At 39.1% G+C, this 18,975-nt stretch carries 16 protein-coding genes and 1 tRNA gene; 15 read left to right on the top strand and 2 right to left on the bottom strand.

The genetic code is table 11. From position 1 onward, the window contains the following. The first annotated feature begins 278 nt into the window (after positions 1-278). The 5 genes from H5157_RS09180 (at position 279) to H5157_RS09200 (ending at position 4,237) form a co-directional block, all read left to right on the top strand. The gene (locus H5157_RS09180) at positions 279-1,019 is read left to right on the top strand and encodes a bifunctional diguanylate cyclase/phosphodiesterase (protein ID WP_182671381.1); all 741 of its coding nucleotides are present in this window, start codon (positions 279-281) and stop codon (positions 1,017-1,019) included. A 108-nt stretch (positions 1,020-1,127) separates the two neighbouring features. After that, a complete protein-coding gene (locus H5157_RS09185) occupies positions 1,128-1,502 on the top strand; it encodes an Hpt domain-containing protein (RefSeq protein WP_039489282.1) in 375 nt (124 codons plus the stop codon). A 9-nt stretch (positions 1,503-1,511) separates the two neighbouring features. Further along, positions 1,512-2,909 (top strand): sigma-54 dependent transcriptional regulator, encoded by a 1,398-nt coding sequence (locus tag H5157_RS09190; RefSeq protein WP_082007326.1) that lies wholly within the window; start codon positions 1,512-1,514, stop codon positions 2,907-2,909. 113 nt (positions 2,910-3,022) lie between these two features. Further along, positions 3,023-3,553: a peroxiredoxin-like family protein gene (locus H5157_RS09195; protein ID WP_182671309.1), complete on the top strand. Its 531-nt coding sequence runs from the start codon at positions 3,023-3,025 to the stop codon at positions 3,551-3,553. A 237-nt stretch (positions 3,554-3,790) separates the two neighbouring features. Continuing rightward, the gene (locus H5157_RS09200) at positions 3,791-4,237 is read left to right on the top strand and encodes an Hsp20 family protein (protein ID WP_024595972.1); all 447 of its coding nucleotides are present in this window, start codon (positions 3,791-3,793) and stop codon (positions 4,235-4,237) included. 60 nt (positions 4,238-4,297) lie between these two features. Here H5157_RS09200 and H5157_RS09205 read toward each other — a convergent pair whose 3' ends face one another. After that, positions 4,298-5,854 carry a cryptochrome/photolyase family protein gene (locus H5157_RS09205; RefSeq protein WP_182724575.1) on the bottom strand — a complete coding sequence of 519 codons (1,557 nt, stop codon included), beginning with the start codon at positions 5,852-5,854 and terminating at the stop codon, positions 4,298-4,300. Positions 5,855-6,121: 267 nt separating this feature from the next. Further along, the gene (locus H5157_RS09210; protein WP_002958480.1) at positions 6,122-6,583 is read right to left on the bottom strand and encodes a globin domain-containing protein; all 462 of its coding nucleotides are present in this window, start codon (positions 6,581-6,583) and stop codon (positions 6,122-6,124) included. Between the two features lie 434 nt (positions 6,584-7,017). Here H5157_RS09210 and H5157_RS09215 point away from each other — a divergent pair. The 10 genes from H5157_RS09215 to H5157_RS09260 all read left to right on the top strand — a co-directional run bounded on the left by H5157_RS09215 (position 7,018) and on the right by H5157_RS09260 (position 18,943). Then, positions 7,018-7,094 (top strand) — tRNA-Met (locus H5157_RS09215). 281 nt (positions 7,095-7,375) lie between these two features. After that, a complete protein-coding gene (rimP, locus tag H5157_RS09220) occupies positions 7,376-7,831 on the top strand; it encodes a ribosome maturation factor RimP (protein ID WP_002958482.1) in 456 nt (151 codons plus the stop codon). Positions 7,832-7,870: 39 nt separating this feature from the next. Further along, the gene (nusA, locus tag H5157_RS09225) at positions 7,871-9,370 is read left to right on the top strand and encodes a transcription termination factor NusA (RefSeq protein ID WP_182671311.1); all 1,500 of its coding nucleotides are present in this window, start codon (positions 7,871-7,873) and stop codon (positions 9,368-9,370) included. A 25-nt stretch (positions 9,371-9,395) separates the two neighbouring features. Further along, positions 9,396-12,056, top strand: a complete 2,661-nt coding sequence (infB, locus tag H5157_RS09230) for a translation initiation factor IF-2 (RefSeq protein WP_002958484.1) — start codon at positions 9,396-9,398, stop codon at positions 12,054-12,056. 109 nt (positions 12,057-12,165) lie between these two features. After that, a complete protein-coding gene (rbfA, locus tag H5157_RS09235; protein WP_182671312.1) occupies positions 12,166-12,648 on the top strand; it encodes a 30S ribosome-binding factor RbfA in 483 nt (160 codons plus the stop codon). Beyond that, entirely contained in the window at positions 12,632-13,591 is a 960-nt protein-coding gene (gene truB, locus H5157_RS09240; RefSeq protein ID WP_002958489.1) for a tRNA pseudouridine(55) synthase TruB, read from the top strand. Before rbfA ends, truB begins: the two co-directional genes overlap by 17 nt. A gap of 153 nt (positions 13,592-13,744) precedes the next feature. Next, positions 13,745-14,014, top strand: coding sequence for a 30S ribosomal protein S15 (gene rpsO, locus H5157_RS09245; RefSeq protein WP_002958490.1), 270 nt, complete (start codon positions 13,745-13,747; stop codon positions 14,012-14,014). A 620-nt stretch (positions 14,015-14,634) separates the two neighbouring features. After that, a complete protein-coding gene (gene pnp, locus H5157_RS09250; RefSeq protein ID WP_002958491.1) occupies positions 14,635-16,761 on the top strand; it encodes a polyribonucleotide nucleotidyltransferase in 2,127 nt (708 codons plus the stop codon). A 141-nt stretch (positions 16,762-16,902) separates the two neighbouring features. Beyond that, the gene (nlpI, locus tag H5157_RS09255; protein ID WP_002958493.1) at positions 16,903-17,781 is read left to right on the top strand and encodes a lipoprotein NlpI; all 879 of its coding nucleotides are present in this window, start codon (positions 16,903-16,905) and stop codon (positions 17,779-17,781) included. Further along, positions 17,768-18,943, top strand: a complete 1,176-nt coding sequence (locus tag H5157_RS09260; RefSeq protein WP_182724611.1) for a hypothetical protein — start codon at positions 17,768-17,770, stop codon at positions 18,941-18,943. Before nlpI ends, H5157_RS09260 begins: the two co-directional genes overlap by 14 nt. Positions 18,944-18,975 lie beyond the last annotated feature (32 nt).

Raw genomic sequence — 18,975 nt, forward strand, 5'->3', positions numbered from 1 at the left:
AGCTCGATTAAGCGCTCACTTGCCAATTTAGCTGCATTGCAAACTGAATTGCAAAATGCGAATGAAATGGGAGAAGTAAATCCATTTAATCTTCTAATTTAACTACCTGAATATATTGGTTTTTATTTCTGTTTTTTGTATTTAAAATGGCCTGTAAATTGCTCTTTAATATAATAAGTCACTAAGAGTGAAACCGGGGCAAAATCATGAGTGCGTTTAAATACCTAGAATCGGAAAAACCAGTCAATCTAGCAAGATGGCATGAGTTAGAGAGGATCATGTCTGATTCAATGCAAAATAATTATTTTAAAATGGTTTATCAACCGCTTGTATCATTGGGATCTGGAAAGCTGGTCGGCTTTGAGTCGCTAGTAAGGTGCCAATCACCGCGCTTTGGCATTGTTGGCCCTGATGAGTTTATCCCTCATGTAGAGCAATCGGGAATGATTTTAGAATTAGGTGACTGGATTTTTGAGCAATGCTTGTCTGATTTAAAGCATATGCGGCAGTTTGGTATGACAGATATTGCTGTTTCATTAAATATTTCACCGTTACAAATCTTAGATGGTGATGTGTTTTCAAAAGTAATGTCTTTGCTAGAAAAGCACCAAATACCACCACAGGCTATTAAAGTCGAATTAACGGAAACAGCGCTCATTCATAGTCCTGATAAAATAGCTAAGGCGTTTGAAAACTTCCATAAAGAAGGCGTAAAGGTGTGGATTGATGATTTTGGCACTGGGTATGCCTCTTTAGGTTTACTTCGTCAATTTGATATTGATGGTTTAAAAATTGATCGCAGTTTTGTAAGTGGTATTGCAACTAATAATGAAGACTTTACGTTATGTAGCGCAATTATTGCGATGGCTCAACGATTGGGTTTACAAACGGTAGCAGAGGGTATTGAAGAGAATGAGCAATTACAAATATTAGAACAACTTGGTTGCGATATAGCTCAGGGGTACCTGCTAGATAAGCCGCAAACGTTAACTAAAAGTATTGATACTTGGACTTTGTAAATGTTTATATTCATTTTGATTTGCAAAATGCAAAAAACAAATTACTCTTAAACTACAACTCTTACATTTGATTAGTGTAAGAAGTTTTAACTTACACAAAGGTTATCTATGCCCATATCAGAGCAGTTTGTCGATAAAAGTATTACCGAGCTAAATGTATTAACTCAACTCGAAAAGGATGTTGGGACAACCGTGTTAGCTCGTTTAATTAAATTATTTATTGATGAATTAGTTACTATGGCTAACCAATTAGATACGGCAATTAGTAGTGAAGATACTATAAAAATTAAAGAAGTAATGCATGTCTTAAAAAATTCAGCAGCTTTATATGGTGCATCTGCTTTAGCCGCGTTAGCAACACAATTACACGATTCGCCACCGTCAACTACACAAGAAAACTTGCACGCAGCGCTTGTTATTAAACACAACTTGGATAAAACCCGAGATGCGTATCAAATAATGAGTAATAGTATAGCTATCTAGGAGAAAGCTGTGTCAGATATAATTGATAAAGGTCTTGTTTATATTGTTGAAGATAGCATTGCCAGTGGTGCTTTATATGCAAGTCAGCTTGAGCAGGCTGGTTTCCAATGCAAACACTTTACAGATGGGTACTCTGCTTTAGTCGGTATTAAAGAAAAAATGCCAGCGGTCATAGTACAAGACGTATGCTTGCCAGATATAAGTGGGCTTGAGGTATTACAATTTGTAAATAAGCAGAAAAATCCTGCTAATGTAGTCATGATCACTTCAAACAGCTCTATTGATATTGCAGTGGAAGCAATGCGTTTAGGCGGTTTTGATTTTTTAGAAAAACCTTTCACAAGTCAACGACTCATTAGTTCAGTAGAAAGTGCCTTGACGCCAAAAGAGCAAGTTAAAGTTCAACCATTGGTTAAAAACAGGGATAAAAATCAAGATTTTGTTGGTGAATCTCTGGCAATGAAAACCGTTTTTAGATTACTTGATAGTGCAGCTAGAAGCAAAGCGTGTGTATTTATCACAGGTGAAAGTGGAACCGGTAAAGAAGTTTGCGCACAAACCCTTCATGATACAAGCCCGAGAAATACAGGACCATTTATTGCCATAAACTGTGCAGCTATTCCTGCTGAGCTATTTGAATCAGAATTTTTTGGTCATGTTAAAGGTGCGTTTAGTGGGGCATTAAGCGATCGAAAAGGGGCTGTTGAAGTGGCCAACGGCGGTACCTTATTTTTAGATGAATTATGTGAAATGGAACTTAACTTACAAGCAAAGTTATTACGCTTTTTACAGACAGGCATTTTTAGTAAGGTGGGTAGTAGTGAAGTATTACACAGCGATGTTCGTTTAGTCTGTGCAACAAACAGAAACCCAATCATAGAGGTTGCAGAGGGGCGTTTTAGAGAAGATTTATATTACCGTTTAAATGTTATCCCCGTAAAGCTCCCCCCTTTAAGAGAACGCGGAGGCGATATATTACTGCTTGCTGAGTATATTTTGAAACAAAAAAGCGATAGTAATGCAAAGCATTTCACTGGTTTTTCTGATGAAGTTAAGGCGCTTTTTTGTAATTACGATTGGCCAGGAAATATTCGCGAACTACAAAATGTAATTGAAAACACCGTTGTTATTAATGATGGCGATGTAATTGAAAAAGACATGCTACCAAGCTCATTTGGATTAGGCGCTGTGAAGCACTCGATATCCGCTAAGTCAGTTCACAATACAAACGAGCAGAGTGTTCAACTATCGCCTATGTCTGTTCATGATATAGAACCTTTGTGGCAAGTTGAAAAAAGGGCGATTGAAAATGCAATTAAAAGCTGTGAAGACAATATTCCTCTTGCTGCTGCTTATCTAGGGGTTAGTGCATCTACCATTTATAGAAAAATAAAGGGATGGTCTTAAAGTTATAATCGATTTTTAATTACACTTTTCAGGTCGAATTAATAAAAGTTACCCTAAGCTCTATGGGTAAGAGCAAATTAATTTTTAATCTGACACAGTAAAAGGAGATCGCAATGAGTAACACTAGTTTAAAACCTGCGGATATTATGCCATCACTAGTCGTGAGTGATGTTGATGAGAACAAGGTAGATTTAGTTGATAGAGTAAGTGACTCTCCCTGGAAAATGATTGTTGTTTATCGAGGCCAGCACTGCCCTAAATGTACTGCGCAACTTAACGAGCTTGCTAAAGTTCATAAAGACTTTAAAGATGCTGGTGTTGAAGTGGTTGCGGTAAGTGGTGATAGCCATGAGCAGCTTGATAAACATCTTGAAAAAATAGATGTTAACTTCCCAATTTACTATGGTTTAACAATCGAACAAATGACCGATTTAGGGCTACATATCAGCGAGCCTCGCAGTGATGCAGAAACTGATCATCCATTTGCTGAGCCAGGCATTTTTGTACTTAATGAAAAAAATCAGCTTCAAATGGTCGATATATCAAACAGCCCATTTGTTCGTCCTGATTTAGAGCAACTGCTAGGTGGGATTAAGTTTTCTAGAGAAAACGACTATCCAATCCGAGGCACATTTATTAAATAACATTCATTTTCATGGTTTCAAAAGGCACTTTTTAGTGCCTTTTTTTATTTATTTTTAATTTTTTTAAAATTAATCTCTTGAAAACAATTTTACCGTCCATATATAGTTTGGTAGGACGCCTGATGGGTCCTAAATTAAACTTAAATAATTGAAATTTATATTATTAATTAAACTTTGCTTGAGCTTGTTCAATAGAAGAGCACATGCAAAATATCGCTTAAATATGAGGATATTATTATGCGTACAGTAGACTTATCACCACTTTATCGTTCATTTATCGGCTTTGAACATTTAGCATCACTTATGGATGCGGCAGCTAATACAGATAAGCAGCCAAGTTTTCCTCCTTACAACATAGAAGCACTCGATAAAGACAAATACAGAATCACTATGGCCGTTGCCGGTTTTAGCGATAACGAATTAACCATTGAGTCAGAAAATAACACATTAAAAGTTACAGGTACTAAAGCAAATAAAGATGAAAACGCAGAGCGTAAATTTATTCATCAAGGTATTGCTGAGCGTAACTTTGAACGTAAATTCCAGTTAGGAGATCACGTAAAAGTACTCGGCGCAGATTTAGCCAATGGCTTACTAAGTATTGACTTAGAACGTGAAATCCCTGAAGCGCTAAAACCACGCAAAATTGAAATTGGTAATAGCAATCTAATAGAAGGTAAATAATCTTCTAAAGTACATATTTCCCTGATTACTTAGCCGCCTCATTCGAGGCGGCTTTTTTGTTTACAGCGCTTCTAAATTATTAAGGTAGTAGGTTGCTTGTTGCAGCGTTTGTTCTTGGAGTGTTTTTTCTTGTTTATCCCAGTTTTTATATACCATACCAATACGTGGGTTCTTTTCTAGTCTGTCTCTGTGTTTATTCATGAAATGCCAGTACAGGCTATTTAGCGGGCAAGCTTTATCACCTACTTTTTGTTTAACATCGTACTGACAGCTTTTGCAGTAATCGCTCATCTTATTAATGTAGTTACCGCTTGCAGCATAAGGTTTAGTCGCAATTATTCCATCATCGGCAAACTGGCTCATTCCTCGGGTGTTGGGCATCTCTACCCACTCTATGGCATCGATATAAACACCTAGGTACCAGTTATCTACGTCATCAGGGTTTATTCCTGTAAGCATGCAAAAGTTTCCAATAACCATTAGGCGTTGAATATGGTGGGCATAAGCGGTTTCAAGGCTTTGTTTTAATGAGTGGCTTAGGCAATTCATTTTTGTTGAGCTGTTCCAAAAATAAGATGGCAGTTTATTTTTGGCTTGTAATTGATTTTTAACAGCGTAGTCGGGCATGTTAATCCAATAAATGGCACGTACATATTCTCTCCAACCTAATATTTGCCTAGTAAAGCCCTCTACTTGCGAGAGGGATATTTCACTTGGTCTTTGTTCGTATTCTCTTATTACACGTTTGATTACATATAACGGGTGGAGTATTTTTGCGTTTAGGGCAAACGATAATCGGCTATGGTACAAGCTGGTATTATTTTTACTTTGATCTGTCATCGCATCTTGAAAGTGACCAAAGCAACTAAGTAAATGCTCGCAAAAGTATTCTAGAGATTCAATAGCTTGTTTACGCGTTGTTGGCCACTCTAGTCTCTGATCGGCTATTTCGCCAAAGTAAACGATCTTGTGCTTATTTAAGCGAGAAATGATGCTCTTGACATTATTATTGAATAGCTTAGGTTTTGGTATACACGCTAAGTCAGCTTTGGAAAATTTATTACGATTATTACTGTCAAAATTCCATTTGCCACCGGTTGGCTTAGTATCATCAACTAATATATTAAACTGCTTACGCATAGCACGATAGAAGTGCTCCATTGTCACATGCTTGTTTTTTGTAAAGCGTGTTTTTATATCGGTGAACGGTAATAAAAAATGTTCAGTATCTGTGGCAATTACATCAAATGAGCCATCACTTTTAAACTTAGCTAATTGAGACTTAAGCCTAAACTCATCAGGATATTGATATTCAATAGTTTCGCATTGGTATTTATCGGCAATTCGCTTAAGTAATTCAATTAAGTCTTTGTCGTCAGAGGTATCGTCAAGTGTCAAATGCAAAACATTAAAACCTGCCGTTTTTAATGCAGTTGCAAAGTTTTCCATAGCATTAAAAAAAGCACACAGTTTTTGAATGTGATGCTTAACGTAGTCGGTTTCTTGTTTTAATTCTGCGATGAGATAAAGCGTGTCGTCGTCTTTTTGTTTATACCATGAATGAGATGGGTTTAGCTGATCGCCTAGTATTAATCTAAGTGTTTTATGATGGGTCATAGTAAAGCCAAATTTTTTTATACGGGCATAGTTAATTAAACGATCGTTTTAATATTTTACAACAAGCAAATAGGAGTAATTAAGTGCATAACGACAATAGTTTGCTGTTTCTTGAGTTTAATAATAGATTAGTAAAACGAATAGAGGCGGTAAATAACGCAATACATTGTGCTGTTAGCAATAGGGCAAAAAAGTTTAACCGCATATCAAGGCGTTCCTGATTAAGGGGAGATTAAGTAAATTAAGTCTCCCCCCCCAATTGAATATCTAAATTTTATTACTTTGCTTTTGCTGCATTCTTTGTTGTAACGAAACCACATTGGTAACGTTGAAAAGAACATTGCTTGCAAAGCTTTCAAAGTACCTAAGCGCTTTTTTCCAAGCGAGCTGACTCTCAGTAGTAAAATGTTTACCAAGGTGCTCTTCAAGGGTTTCGTAAAAAGCGTTAGATAAAAGGGCAATGTCACTGTGTGAAGCGCCGCTTTTTTTTAGATACATTAAATGGTGAGCTAAAAAAGGAGCTACCGATGCTGGTTTATCTAAATGCTTAACAATTCGTTCTAATACGCAAAAGAGGGTAAAGCTCTTTTCGTTAAACTGTAAGGCCGTCGGGTAATTCATCTCAATACTAGATTGGGCTAATTTACTATGAAATTTAGCCGTAAACGCATGAAAGTTAGGCTTAATAATTGTTAAGTTATTTAATAATGCTGATTGTTGTTGATTCATTTTTATCTCGTTGCAGTGAGTAATAACTATTATTATCAAGTAGGAATAATGTTGATTATAGCGGGCAGTTCAAATTCTGCACGTTTTTTAGTGTGAAAGTATGGCTTTTTGTTATATCTATTTACTTTCTGGTAATTAGTGAGCCTTTAAAACGTATTTTAAGAGTTATTAAACTTCAGTTTATCTGATTTTTATCCTGAAATAATAAGCTACTACATTTTATGACTCAAGTATGGGCATTTTATAAAGTTGGCTGATTACTTATGTTACTTACATATACATTAAATTAGCATCTTTACGAATTGCAAATTTTATAAACTAATTGCGTATTATAGTTGCTAATTATCCTGTACATCCTTATAATAGCGGCCATTGTTTAGCGTGTTGTATAACAGCTAACAGCGATATTAAATTTAAAGTTTGATATCTATTGGCGCGGGATGGAGCAGTCTGGTAGCTCGTCGGGCTCATAACCCGAAGGTCGTCGGTTCAAATCCGGCTCCCGCAACCAATTCTACTAGTAGGTATTACCTTACTAATTTATATCGCGCATTCTAAGTAATGCGCGTTTTGCGTTTTAGGCTATGTAGTTTAATTAGGTCAGTTTACTGACTCGCAACCAAGCTTGGCCCTCGGCCATACAGTTTTATGCTTTATTGGTGTGACGCCCCGCTTGGTTCGGGGCGTTGTTGTATCTGCACCTTACGATTTGTGGCAATTGCTATCAAATTAAAATTTAAACTCAGTATTTTAGGGCTATAAGCCCTTTTTTTGTTTGTATGGAGGATTTTCGTGACAAAACTTGAACAAGATTTAGTAACCATGTTAACGCCTGCGGTAGAAATGTTAGGCTTTGAGTTGCATGGTCTTGAATTTGTACAAGCGGGTCGCCATTCTACCTTAAGAGTATATATTGCTCATGAGGATGGGATCTCAGTTGATAACTGTGCGGATGCCAGTCGCCAAATTAGTGCGATTTTAGACGTCGAAGACCCAATTACAAATGAATATGATTTGGAAGTATCGTCTCCTGGTGTTGATCGTCTATTATTCAAACAAGATCACTACGAGCAGGCGCAAGGAGAGGAAGTACGCGTGCGTACTAAACTTCCACAGGATGGTCGTCGTAATTTTAAAGGCGACTTAGTAGCAGTTAGCAGCGATATGATCACACTATCTAGCGATGGTGCAGAGCATCTGATCATGCTTAGTAACATCGAACGTGCGAATTTAATCGCGAAGTTTTAAATTCGAGTGCGAAGGAATAGGGCAAGCGAGGCATTACCCATGGCAAAAGAGATATTATTGGTTGCTGAAGCCGTTTCCAATGAGAAAGCGGTTCCAAAAGAAAAGATTTTTGAAGCTCTAGAGTTCGCTCTAGCGACAGCGACAAAGAAAAAACACGATGGCGAAATTGAAGTACGTGTAGCAATTGACCGTAAAACCGGTGATTACGATACGTTCCGTCGCTGGCAAATTGCCGCTGTATTAGAAGATGGTTCTTTAGAGAACCCATACAGCGAAATCACTCTAGAAGCAGCACAGGTTGAAGAACCTGATTTGCAAATGGGTGATTATGTTGAAGAGCAAATTGACTCAATCAAATTTGACCGTATTACAACACAAATGGCTAAGCAAGTTATCGTACAAAAAGTACGTGAAGCTGAGCGCGCTTTAGTTGTTGAAGCATACAAAGATCAAGAAGGCGAGCTGGTAACGGGTGTTGTTAAAAAAGCAACTCGCGATGCAATCGTACTTGATTTAGGTAACAACGCAGAAGCGGTAATTTACCGTGATGACATGTTGCCACGTGAAAACTTCCGCCCGGGTGATCGAATCCGTGGTCTTTTATATGAAGTTAAACCTGAAGCACGCGGTGCACAATTATTTGTAACGCGCTCTAAACCTGAAATGCTAATGGAATTATTCCGCATTGAGGTGCCAGAAATTGGCGAAGAGATGATTGAGTTACGTGCAGCTGCACGTGATCCAGGTTCACGCGCTAAAATTGCTGTTAAATCTAACGACAAACGCATTGATCCAATTGGTGCATGTGTTGGTATGCGTGGCGCACGAGTTCAAGCTGTATCGTCTGAGCTTGGTGGTGAGCGTGTTGATATCGTACTTTACGATGACAACCCAGCACAATTTGTTATCAATGCAATGGCGCCAGCAGAAGTTGCTTCAATCGTAATGGATGAAGACACTCACTCAATGGATATCGCTGTAGAAGCCGATAACCTAGCACAAGCAATTGGTCGTAATGGTCAGAATGTTCGTTTAGCAAGCCAATTAACTGGCTGGGAACTGAACGTAATGACTGTTGAAGACATGCGTACTAAAAATGAAGCTGAATCTGATAAGTTACTTAACTTATTCACTGAAAATTTAGATATAGATGATGAGTTTGCATCATTACTTATTAACGAAGGTTTCTCGACACTTGAAGAAGTGGCGTATGTACCTGCGTCTGAATTTTTAGAAATTGATGGTCTTGATGAAGATACTGTAGATTTATTGCGTTCACGCGCAAAAGATGCATTGACAACTAAAGCACTTAAAACGGAAGAAAGCTTAGATGGCGCAGAGCCTGCTGAAGACTTACTTGCGCTTGAAGGCTTAGAGCGTCACTTAGCATTTGTTATGGCAAGCAAAGGTGTTGTTACACTTGAAGACTTGGCAGAGCAAGGTATTGACGAATTAGTTGATATCACAGAACTTTCATCTGAAAAAGCGGGTGAACTGATTATGGCTGCACGAAACATTTGTTGGTTTGCAGACGAGTAATTTATTAACGGAGGTATTACACACTATGGCAGAAGTAAATGTTGAAAAACTAGCCGGCGATATAGGTACAACTGTTGATAAATTGCTACAGCAGTTTTCACAAGCAGGTATCACTAAGCAAGCAACTGATAACGTAACAGAAGCTGAAAAAGCAACGTTACTTGATCATTTAAGCAAGCATCATGGTGGTACAGGTTCAGATGGCCCAGCGCGTATGACTTTACAACGTAAGAGCAAAAGCACATTAAGTGTGACTGGTTCTACGGGTAAAGCTAAAGATGTTCAAGTTGAAGTTCGCAAAACACGTACCTACGTGAAGAAAAGCGCAATGGAACAAGAACAAGAGCAAGCACGCTTAGCCGCTGAAGAAAAAGCCCGTCTTGAACAGCAACAAAAAGCTGAACAAGAAGCCGCAGAATTAAAAGCGAAACAAGAGGCAGAACGTAAAGCGAAAGAAGAAGCTGACCGTAAAGCCAAAGAAGAAGCTAAACGCAAAGCTGATGCAGAGCGTAAAGCGAAACAAAAGCAGATGACCCCAGAGCAAAGTGCTAAGTCTGAGAAAGATCGCATAGAAGCTGAGCGTCTGCAAAAAGAAGCAGAAGAGGCCGCATTGAAGAAAGCTGAAGAAGAAGCGAAACGTCAAGCAGAAGAGGCAAGAAAGCTAGCTGAAGAGAATTCAGCACGCTGGAAGAAAGAAGAAGAAGAACGTAAGAAACGCGAAGAAACAGCGGATCACCATCTTACGACTTCAACTTATGCACGTGAAGCAGAAGATGTTGCCGATGCTCGTGATGAGCAAGGCACTCGCCGTGCTAAGAAAAAGAAAAAAGCGCCAGCAAAAGATAAATTTGCAGCGTCAAGAGGCCGTAACAAGTCTAAATTAAAAGCACCAGCATCGCTGCAGCATGGTTTCCAAAAACCAACTGTTGATGTTAAAAATGAAGTGCGTATTAGCGAAACAATTACAGTAGCTGAGCTTGCATCACGCATGGCTGTTAAAGGCGCTGAAGTTGTTAAAACAATGATGAAAATGGGTGACATGGTTACTATTAACCAAGTGATCGACCAAGAAGCTGCACAACTAGTTGCAGAAGAAATGGGTCACAAGGTTATCATTGTTAAAGAAAACGAATTAGAGCAAACAGTACTTAACGACCGCCATGAAGATGGTAAGTCAGAGCCTCGTGCTCCAGTAGTAACTGTAATGGGTCACGTTGACCATGGTAAAACATCGACTCTAGATTACATTCGTTCTGCGAAGGTTGCTTCTGGCGAAGCCGGTGGTATTACACAGCATATTGGTGCATACCATGTTGATGTAAACGGCAATATGATTACCTTCTTAGATACTCCAGGACATGCTGCATTTACATCAATGCGTGCTCGTGGTGCTAAAGCGACAGATATCGTAATCTTAGTGGTTGCAGCAGATGATGGTGTTATGCCACAAACTAAAGAAGCGGTACAGCACGCACGTGCAGCTGGCGTTCCTTTAATCATTGCTGTAAACAAAATGGATAAAGAAGGCGCAGATCCAGATCGCGTTAAAAACGAACTAGCTCAGCTAGACGTTATCCCTGAAGAATGGGGCGGCGATACGCAGTACGTTCATATCTCAGCTAAAACTGGTCTAGGTATTGATGACCTTCTTGAAGCCGTACTTATGCAATCTGAGCTTTTAGAGCTTTCAGCCCCTACCGAAGGTATGGCTGCAGGTGTTGTAATTGAATCTCGTCTTGATAAAGGCCGTGGTCCAGTTGCATCAGTACTTGTTCAATCTGGTACGCTTAACCAAGGTGACATTGTATTATGTGGTCTTGAGTATGGCCGTGTTCGTGCAATGCGCGATGAAAACGGTAAAGATATCAAGTCGGCAGGTCCATCGATTCCAGTAGAGATTTTAGGTCTTTCTGGTATTCCAGCTGCGGGTGACGAAGCAACTGTAGTTAAAGATGAGCGTAAAGCGCGTGAAGTTGCTTTATACCGTCAAGGTAAGTTCCGCGATGTTAAACTAGCACGTCAGCAAAAAGCTAAGCTTGAAAACATGTTTACTAACATGACTGAAGGTGATGTTTCTGAAGTTAACGTGGTACTTAAAGCAGACGTTCAAGGTTCTATAGAAGCAATCTCTGATTCACTAACTAAACTTTCTACTGATGAAGTAAAAGTGAAGATTGTAGGCTCTGGTGTTGGTGGTATTACTGAGACTGATGCGACACTAGCTGCAGCGTCTAACGCAATTGTAGTTGGCTTTAACGTTCGTGCTGATGCTTCTGCTCGTAAAGTGATTGATACTGAAAACTTAGACCTTCGTTATTACAGCGTAATTTATGCCTTAATCGAAGAAGTTAAGCAAGCCATGTCAGGCATGCTAGCACCTGAGTTTAAACAAGAAATCATCGGTCTTGCTCAAGTTCGTGACGTATTCAAGTCTCCAAAAATTGGCGCAATCGCTGGTTGTATGGTTACTGAAGGTGTTATTAAACGTAGCGCTCCAATCCGTGTACTACGTGAAAACGTGGTTATCTATGAAGGTGAACTTGAGTCACTTCGTCGCTTTAAAGACGATGTTGCTGATGTTCGTAACGGCATGGAATGTGGTATCGGCGTTAAGAACTACAATGACGTACGTGTTGGTGACCAAATCGAAGTATTTGAAACAGTTGAAGTACAACGTACTCTTTAATTGTTAGCTCGCTAAACTAATAAATGGGGGCTTAGCCCCCATTTGTGTATCCATTATTTAATTAGCTTATTATTAAATTTCAATAAGTTATGATTTTAGGACAAATGCAATGAGAGAATTTTCTCGCACTGATCGTGTTGCACAGCAAATCCAAAAAGAAATTGCTGTAATTTTACAACGCGAAATTAAAGATCCACGCTTAGGTATGGTGACAGTGTCAGCGGTAGAAGTATCGCGTGATTTATCTTATGCCAAAATCTTCATCACTGTGTTTAACACACAAGACGAAGATGCAGCAAAGCAAAGCGCAAAAGTACTTAATGAAGCAACGGGTTATATTCGCTCGTTACTTGGTAAGCGTATTCGTGCACGTATAATGCCTGAGTTAAAGTTTGTAGTTGATAACTCTTTAATGGAAGGTATGCGTATTTCTAATTTAGTGGATTCTATTATCCGCGAAGATAACGCAAAGCATGTCGATGAAGATGTAGAAAGTGTTGATGCTGATACTTCAGATAGTGAACAAAGTACTAAGCACGTAGAAGATACAGATAGCGAAGAAGGCACTGATACAGATGGCAAAGCGCAGTAAAGGCCGTGCAGTTGACGGTATTTTGTTGTTAAACAAACCGCAAGGCATTTCATCAAATAAAGCTCTGCAGCAAGCGAAAGGTGTTTATTTTGCACAAAAAGCAGGACACACTGGTGCTTTAGATCCACTTGCTACAGGTATGCTACCAATTTGTTTTGGTGAAGCGACTAAGTTTACGCAGTTTTTACTCGATACAGATAAAACCTATATCGTTCGAGCAAAACTGGGTGAGCGTACAACAACATCAGATTCTGATGGCGAAATTGTTAGTACTAAAGATGTGAACGTAACGCGTGAGCAGTTAACAAAAGAAATTGCAGCTTTTGTTGGTGAGTCAGATCAATATCCATCAATGTACTCAGCACTTAAGTATCAAGGTAGACCATTATATAAGTACGCACGAGAGGGTATTGAAGTCCCTCGTAAATGCAGAAAAATAAATGTGTTTAGCTTATCGTTTGACGAATTTGATGAACAAAACAACGTATTACAAATGACGGCTCATGTATCAAAAGGGACGTATATTCGTACAATCGTTGATGATTTGGGCGAAAACCTAGGGTGTGGCGCACACGTTATAATGCTTCACAGAACTGCTGTTGGTCAGTATCCGGCAGATAAAATGGTTTCGCTTGATGAAATTGAAGCGTTGCTTGCTAAAGCGAAAGCAGAAGAGCTTGCGCCTTCTACTTATTTAGACTCGTTGTTATTACCTATAGACACTGCTTTAACTGATTTACCTGTTATTGAAATTTCGAAAGAGCAGGGCAAAGTATTTAGTCATGGGCAAGCAGTCGAGTTACCTGAAGCTTTACCTGAGGGGGCAATTAAAGTTGTTGCGGATGGTGTGTTTATTGGTACTGGCGAGCGCAACTCAAGTGGCCATTTAAAGGTTAAACGTGGTCTTGCTAGCCAGCAAGATGATTACGTAAAGCCTGAATAAGCAATTAGTGTGCCCAGCAGTGGCTTATTAGTTGTAGATGGGAATAATTAACTTGTAGTTATTCCCACAGTTGGTAGAATACGCCGGCTTAATCGTTTTGGCTGAATTAGTGATCGGCTAAGACACCTTTTAAATTTAATTTTTGGAGTTACTATGTCACTAAGCAATCAAGAAAAAATCGATATCATTGCTAAATTTGCACGTGCAGAAGGCGATACAGGTTCATCAGAAGTACAAGTAGCATTACTTACTTATGATATCAACAAGCTTCAAGGTCACTTTGCTGATCACAAGCATGACTTCCACTCACGTCGTGGTCTGCTTCGTAAAGTAAGCACTCGCCGTAAACTACTTGATTACCTTAAAGGTAAAGATATCACTAGTTATACTGCACTAATCAAAGAACTTGGCCTACGTCGTTAAGAACTAGATTATAGAAATGGGAGCTTTTTAGCTCCTTTTTTTGTGCCTAAAATTTGTGTTTGAAAATAAAACAAATTTATAAACTTATTGAATTATATTGTAAAACTCCTATTTCATAGCTTATCAAGCATCGTTGTATTTACCCACTCATTAGCCCAGCTTAAATCTAGTAGCTAGTGTGTGTTGACCTTTCGTGATTAATTTTGCAGCTGTATGTTTGGTCTTTAGGCAAGGCAGCGCCTATGTAGTGTGGTTATTCGCCATAAATAGGCGATAACGCAGCATTAATGCCAAACATGCGCTGCCCTGCGGGTTCATCCTAGGGGCGATTAACTCTTTGTTGCTCGATTTTTACTTAGCCCACTAGGTTACAAATCTCGCGCCGTGATTAAATCGCCCCTAGATTGAACAAATTTCAATCCACAAAGATCAACACACCCTAGACTCGCATTTTGAAGTAGCTTTGGTATATACTATGCGCGTAGGTAAAAAGGTTTATCTGCAATTATTCACATCATTGCCAATTGTAGTACTTAATTGATTTCCAACTGAATACAATTATGTACTGTAATTGGTACTTTGATGACAACTTATTAGAATACATTTAAGGAATATTTTAAGTGCAAGCAATTATTAAAGAATTCAAACTAGGTCAACATACAGTGACTCTAGAAACTGGTGCAATCGCTCGTCAAGCAGACGGCGCTGTACTTGCAAGCATTGGCGACACTTCAGTTTTAGTAACTGTTGTTGGTAAGCGTGAAGCACAACCTGGTCAAGACTTTTTCCCACTAACAGTTAACTACCAAGAGCGTATGTACGCTGCTGGTCGTATCCCTGGTGGTTTCTTAAAGCGTGAAGGCCGTCCTAACGATGGCGAAACTCTTATTGCACGTCTTATTGACCGTCCAATTCGTCCACTTTTCCCAAGCGGCTTTGTAAACGAAGTACAAGTTATTGCTACTGTTGTTTCTGTTAACCCTGAAATCCAACCTGATATGGTTGCGATGATTGGTACTTCAGCAGCACTTGCTATCTCTGGTATCCCGTTCAGTGGTCCAATTGGTGCATCTCGTGTTGGTTACATCAACGGCGAATACGTACTTAACCCTACATTAAAAGAGCTTGAAGAAAGCCAACTCGATTTAGTGGTAGCCGGTACTGATAAAGCGGTACTAATGGTTGAGTCAGAAGCTAACGTACTTGCAGAAGACGTAATGCTTGGCGCTGTTGTATATGGTCATGAGCAATCTCAAGCGATCATTACTGCAATCGAAGAATTTAAAGCGCAAGCAGGCAAGCCTACTTGGGATTGGACTGCACCTGAGAAAAATGTTGCACTAGAAGATAAAGTAGCAACTATTGCTGCTGAAAAAGTAGGCGCAGCTTACTTAATCACTGATAAAGTAGCGCGTAAAGAAGCTCTTGGTGAAGCTAAAGATGAAGTTGTTGCAGTATTAACAGCTGAACTTGCTGAAGGCGAGTCTTTAGACAAGCAAGAAATTGGCAAAATCTTCGGTTCACTTGAGAAGAAAATCGTTCGTGGCCGTATAGCTGCTGGCGAAAAACGTATCGATGGTCGTGAACCAGATATGATTCGTGCACTAGACGTAATGACTGGCGTATTACCGCGTACTCACGGTTCTGCTATCTTTACACGTGGTGAAACTCAAGCGTTAGTAACAGCGACACTTGGAACAGAACGTGATTCACAGTTAATCGACGATTTAACTGGTACTCATAAAAATCACTTTATGCTTAACTACAACTTCCCTCCATTCTGTGTAGGTGAAACTGGTTTTGTTGGTTCTCCTAAGCGTCGTGAAATCGGCCATGGTAACCTTGCTAAGCGTGGTATTTCAGCTGTAATGCCTACACTTACTGAGTTCCCTTACTCAATCCGTGTAGTATCTGAAATTACTGAATCAAACGGTTCTTCTTCAATGGCGTCTGTTTGTGGTACTTCTCTAGCACTTATGAACGCGGGTGTGCCAATTAAAGCATCTGTTGCCGGTATTGCGATGGGTCTAGTTAAAGAAGACGATAAATTCGTTGTTCTTTCTGACATTTTAGGTGATGAAGATCACTTAGGTGACATGGACTTTAAAGTTGCCGGTACTGCTGCGGGTATTACTGCACTTCAAATGGATATCAAAATCGAAGGTATCACTCAAGAAATCATGCAAATTGCGCTTAAACAAGCAAAAGCTGCACGTTTACATATCTTAGAAGTGATGGATGAAGCGATTTCTGCTCCTTCTGAAGAGCTATCGATGTTTGCTCCTCGCATATACACAATGAAAATCCCACAGAAGAAAATCGCTGAAGTTATTGGTAAAGGTGGCGCAACTATTCGTCAGCTTACTGAAGAAACTGGTACAACGATTGAAATCGGTGACGACGGTACAATTAAAATTGCCGCTACAGATGGCGAAAGTGCAGCTAATGCAATTAGCCGTATTGAGCAATTAACAGCTGAACTTGAAGTAGGTACTATCTACGAAGGTAAAGTTGTACGTATCGTAGACTTCGGTGCGTTTGTAAACATTCTTCCTGGCAAAGATGGTCTAGTACATATTTCTCAAATTAGTACTGAGCGCGTTAATAACGTGGCTGATCACCTTTCTGAAGGTCAAGAAGTTAAAGTTAAAGTACTAGAAGTAGATCGCCAAGGCCGTGTACGTCTAAGTATTAAAGAAGCAATGGAATCAGCAGCACCTGCAGCTGACGCGCCAACTGACGCGTAATTGCTAACTTATTAATCTAGTTATATTAGCTAGATAGTAAAAAAGGGGCTGTTTAGCCCCTTTTTTTATGCTTTAATGAAACCTTATTGGACAAGGTCTGTCTTATATTAATCGCGATATATCTTGGTATTAAGGATTTTAATGATACTCAAACATTTAGCTTTGGCATCTTTTGCTATTTTGTCTTTAAGCGCTTGCCAAACTACAACAGAATCAGAACCAACCCCGATTGTTAACGTGCCATTTACTGCACCTTTAGCTTCTGACTTTAGAAGTGAAATTGCTATTGCACGCTACTCAGAGCTATTAAATAGAGCCGACTTAAGCGAAGAACAACAAGCTAAGCTTTATTACGACCGTGGTGTACTTTTTGATAGTCTAGGTATGACAACTCTTTCGCGTATTGATTTTAATCGCGCAGTAAAGCTTAAGCCTGATTTAGCTGAAGTGTATAATTTTTTAGGTATTCAACATACGCTTATGCAGCAGTATGAAAAAGCCTATGAGTTTTTCGATTCTGCCCTAGAGCTTGATGAAGAGCATGAATACGCCTATTTAAATCGTGGTATCGCACTGTATTACGGCGACAGAGCAGGCCTTGCTAAAAATGATTTTAATGAATTTTTAGCTCGCTCTCCAAAAGATCCGTACCGAGTTTTATGGGTTTATTTAGCACAAGCACAAGAGGATAAAGCCGTTGCGCTTGATGCACTTAAACAAAATGCCACTGCGCTTGATGAGTCACAATGGGCGTACCAGTTAATTTCTCTTTATACGGGTGATATGAGTGAACATGCATTTTTATCTGGCATTAGTGATGGTGTTAGAACTGAGCAAGAATATGCGCAGCGTTTATGCGAAGCTTATTTTTATTTAGCTAAAATGCATCAAGCAGCAGGTGAGCTGTATTTAGCATCAGACTACTTTAGGCTTGCGCTAGCAACTAATGTACACGAGTTTATTGAGTACAAATATGCGCGTTTAGAGCTTGAGTTGATGCAAGGTGTTGACGCAAGTTAAGCGTTTTAAATTAATAGGTGTATTACTATGTTGTTTGTTAATTACAGGCTCGAGTAATCACCTTGGCGCTATTGGCTTTTGGCATGTTTTAAATACAAAAGCCAATGTTCTACAAAGTTATTGGAAATCACCTGGTTATTTTTCTGATCACTTAGAGCAGTTACCAAATACCTCTTTAGCTATACTCGCCCGCAGTAAAATTTCTTCAGCCCAATATATGTATTCTCTTAAGCTTATTAAAAACAGTCAGAGCGATACTGCAAAACAATTTTGGCTCTCCGCTATAAATGACTTAACAATCCCAGAGCGTAAAATATTAGCAACAAAGTTACTCGAGCGCTCACGTTGGAGCGATTTAAAGTTACTCGCTAGTAAAAACAAATTACCAGCAGGGGATGTGCTAAATCATCTAAAGCTTCAGTTAAAAACACCACAGAGTAAAGTATCTAGTGAGTTTATCCACGCTCTTGGTTTTTCATCTTTAATAAATATAAGCAAACCTAATAAGCAATGTATGTTTAACGTGCTGGCTATGAGCGATCATCGTAGTGGCTTATATAAACTCACCGAGTTTATTAATGCTTATAATAAACAGCCAGAGCCCCGTGAAAATATTTTTTGCTTTTCAAAACCAGTTTACGTTGCAGGTATGCTTGAGTGTAAAAGTAGCATTAATCAAATAGCAAAGTGTGACTGGCAATCAGCTAAACTCAATAACCAGCTTCCTAACAATTTTGATTTTATAGTAATGATGCCAAAAGATGGAACGGCTAATGTTTCTAAAGGAACAATGCTAATAAACTCAAAAGCAAAATACAGTGTGTTTTTGCATGAGTTGATGCATTTTAACGGTTTTGAAGATGAATATGCGCTACCTAAAGCTAAACAAGCATGGTTGTGTGCAAAAACAGGTTTTGTGGCACCTAATTTATTTATTTCTCATGATGAGTCGCCCCCAATAGGCTGGCATAAAGCAAAGAGTTGCCAGATAGGTGGTGTTGCATATAAACCTAGTGAAAATTGGTCTATTATGCAATATCAGCAGTTAGGGCTCTCGGCGCAGTATAGAGAGATTTGGTTGAAGCATTTAGATATGACCAATGGTAATTCTTATCGCCACTCCAGCGCGCTTACATTTGCAAATAAGGCCATATTAAATTAACAATTATCAGTATTAATTAATTGTTTTTGTAG

The sequence above is a fragment of the Pseudoalteromonas sp. SG43-3 genome (assembly GCF_014164385.1).
Taxonomy (GTDB): Bacteria; Pseudomonadota; Gammaproteobacteria; order Enterobacterales; family Alteromonadaceae; genus Pseudoalteromonas; species Pseudoalteromonas distincta.